General features: G+C 60.1%; 3 protein-coding genes. 1 reads left to right on the top strand and 2 read right to left on the bottom strand.

All coding sequences use genetic code 11. The features are described from left to right. Positions 1-3 precede the first annotated feature (3 nt). Entirely contained in the window at positions 4-1197 is a 1194-nt protein-coding gene (locus A2J01_RS24575; protein WP_156519389.1) for an IS630 family transposase, read from the top strand. A gap of 703 nt (positions 1198-1900) precedes the next feature. Here A2J01_RS24575 and A2J01_RS37025 read toward each other — a convergent pair. Further along, positions 1901-2128, bottom strand: coding sequence for a hypothetical protein (locus tag A2J01_RS37025; RefSeq protein ID WP_231783839.1), 228 nt, complete (start codon positions 2126-2128; stop codon positions 1901-1903). Between the two features lie 565 nt (positions 2129-2693). Then, a complete protein-coding gene (locus tag A2J01_RS36020) occupies positions 2694-2894 on the bottom strand; it encodes a hypothetical protein (protein WP_156519388.1) in 201 nt (66 codons plus the stop codon). Between the last annotated feature and the right edge of the window lie 470 nt (positions 2895-3364).

The following is a 3364-nucleotide window of genomic DNA, read 5'->3' as shown; positions in this document are numbered from 1 at the left end:
GTCGTGTACGACCACGTTGCCACAGAGGTGGGTGCCTCACGGATGACGGTCAATGCGTGGCGGCGCCGGTTCGCGCAGGACCGATTGGCCGGGCTGACGGACAAATCCCGGCCGGGCCGGCCGAAAAACGGACTCGAACTCTCCGATCACGAACGCGAACAACTGACGCAATGGTCGCGGCGGGCGAAAACATCGCAGGCGTTGGCGCTCCGGGCGAAGATCGTGCTGGCGTGCGCGCAGCCGGGCGCGGTGAACAAGCAGGTCGCCGACGACCTGCGGATCACCCCGAGCACCGTCACCAAATGGCGTTCTCGGTTCGTCGACAAACGCCTCGACGGACTGACCGACGAACCACGGCCCGGGCGACCGCCGTCGATCCTGCTCGACCGGGTCGAAGACGTCATCACGAACACCCTCGAACAATCGCCGCGCAACGCGACGCACTGGTCCCGGACGTCGATGGCCGAGAAAACCGGACTCTCGAAATCGACGATCGGACGGATCTGGCGCAAATTCGAACTGAAACCGCACCTGACCGATGGTTTCAAACTGTCCACCGATCCGCAGTTCGTCGACAAAGTCGTCGATGTCGTTGGCCTGTACCACAATCCACCCGAACATGCGGTGGTGCTGTGCGTGGACGAGAAAAGCGGAATGCAAGCGCTGGACCGCTCCCAACCGGTGCTGCCGATGATGCCCGGCATGCCCGAGCGACGCAGCCACGATTACGTCCGATCCGGCGTCACCAGTCTGTTCGCGGCATTCGATATCGCCGACGGCACCGTCATTTCCGCCCTGCACCGCCGGCATCGAGCAGTCGAATTCAAGAAATTCCTGATCGCGATCGACAAAACCGTCCCGACCGAACTCGACGTGCACATCGTCTGCGACAACCTCGCGACCCACAAAACCGTCACCGTCCGGGACTGGCTGGTGAAACATCCACGGTTCCATATCCATTTCACCCCGACCGGGTCGTCCTGGATCAATCAGGTCGAGCGGTGGTTCGGGTATCTCACCGACCAACTCCTGCGCCGCGGAGTACACACCTCCGTCGCGGCACTCGAGAAGGACGTGCGGGAATGGATCACCGACTGGAACGAAAAACCGAAACCTTTTGCCTGGACCAAAACTGCAGACGAGATCCTCAATTCGCTCGCAAAATATATCGAACGAATTTCAGGCGCAGGACACTAGTTAGCGCTCTCACCTACCTCGCTGAGGTCTACGCCTCGAAGCCCTCATCACCGAACTCCGCGACTTCCCCATCCGGACTTCAGTTGGTGAAGGCTCGCGCGAACGTCCACCCCCTACTGGCGGACGCCAACTGGAATGTCGATCCGATGGGCGTATTCGGCACTCTCGGTCACTGCCACCATTCCGCGCGGTCCTCCCATCGCTCGCAACGCGACGTTTTTTTGCCTGCCCGGCAGGCAAGCAGGAACCGAGGTTCTGACGAGAACCTCGGTACCGGCGGCTCGTTCACCTCTGTCACATGTTGAGCGAACTTGCTCAGCCGCCTCAAGGTGCTACTCGAGCAGGGCGGTAAGGGAGTGAAGCTTGCCGGCGAGCCGGACGCCCAGAGCCGGCAAAGGGCACGGGACCTCAAGTAGGGGCGGTAGGCAGAGAAATGCCGTGACCCGTCCCCCGGCGCCATACTCTCGGGGTTGGGTCGATAATCTGGCGGAATCCGACCCTACGTCGGGTAGTGAGCGATCGCACCGCAAACACGCCGAACGTTCTCCGACGATCGAGCACGGCATAGTCGAACGCATCCCGGAGAGCAGTCCCAGTGGTCTTCGAAAACGAGTTCCCCAGTCAGGAGCAGATACTCGTCCCTACCACTCCAGACCGTTCACCTTTCAGCGTCGGGGAACCGGTCTATAGCAGTACGTTTCGGTCAATCAGCGCCCGCAGTGATCTCTGGAAGTTTCTCTGCGCGGCGCAAACGTTCCGCCATGTCGACGACCAGCCCTGTGGACGACTCGGAAAGGCCGACCACTGCAGCCAACAGTTGCCGCAACGCCCCCTGTTCGAGACAGTCGATGACAACCGACGGTTCCGCCCCCTCACTGTCGACCGGCAGATAAAAATACTTGTCATCGACGCCGAAGAAATTAGCAAGCACAGCGACCACATCCGGAGAAGGGTTCGTCCGCCTACTTCGACGTAACTGAGACAGATAAGGGCGGGAGAGGCGAGAGCCACTCGCGGCGAGACCGTCCGCCACCACAGCTTGCGTGACCGGACGACCGAATCGCGGCGAATCCTCGAACAACATATTCAACCGATCAGCGAACATACGATCCTCACGTCGAAAAACCTAGACAGTATCGATTTCAGAACGATGATCACATGTCGCCGCCGGTAAGAGGAGCGCTCGGACTCAGCAGCTCGTATCCTTCCCGCGCATGCAGCGGTTCCCTCGCCGCTATCGCGGTTAACCCTGCCGTTTTCTGCTTCCGACTCCCGTGCGCCCCTGTCAAGCAATGGTGAAAATAAGGACACATTGCAGCACAACACCATTACCGCCAATAGTTCGCTGTCGTGCCGACAAAACGGAAACATTGTCGCAGGCTCGGCACAGAAGTTTCCAGCGGCAGCCCCGGCCGAAGCATTGAAAGTCGCCCACATCAACCACGACGACAACGAAACTGAGGCCGGTCTGTCGCTACTATCGACCCTCGACATTATCACCGCAGACGCCCACGTCTTCCTCGTTCCCGCCCCTCGGCCTGCTCCTGCGCATTGCGCGGCACCTCGACGCCGCCGCAGCATCCTTCTTGCGTGGCGCGAACCTCTCCGACGGACTCGACAAATCCAACCGCCACTTCGCCCACATCCTCGCCCAGGACGCCAACGGAATCCGCATTCTCGCACAATGACACATTCAACGAAAAATGTATCTGCTTGCAGCCCAACATGTTCAAAATGACATGGCTGATCCACGGCGAGCCCTGGAGAATGCAAACAAGCGCCATCCAGCGTGGTCGAGGAGTTAAGGATGCGTCAGCGAGTTCTCGGGAATACCGTCCAGTACTGACACCGCGGACTCGATCGGTCGAGATACGTTAGATCCAGTCTTCCGGTGATGCCGCCAGGAGGCGATCCATCATCTCCGCGGAGAATGTGGCCGCAGGAACGGAAGGCGCCTTTCGTGGTCTACGGGAATGGTCCGATTCGGGGTACAACGATCGAGAAATTTCACGGACCGCGTGGACGACCAAGGGGCGAGGCGTTCTAGCTGAACGGATTTGTTGTTGCCGCACAGGGCGATGCTGCCGACGGGTTCTTCGTATCCGCGAACCGCAGCAGCGATGCAGGCCACACCATGAGCTGACTCTCCTCGCTCGAAGGCCACACC

The sequence above is a fragment of the Rhodococcus sp. EPR-134 genome (genome assembly GCF_001647205.1).
Taxonomy (GTDB): Bacteria; Actinomycetota; Actinomycetes; order Mycobacteriales; family Mycobacteriaceae; genus Rhodococcus_F; species Rhodococcus_F qingshengii.
Note: the sequence above shows the minus strand (reverse complement) of the source record. Positions and strands in the feature narration are given on the sequence as shown.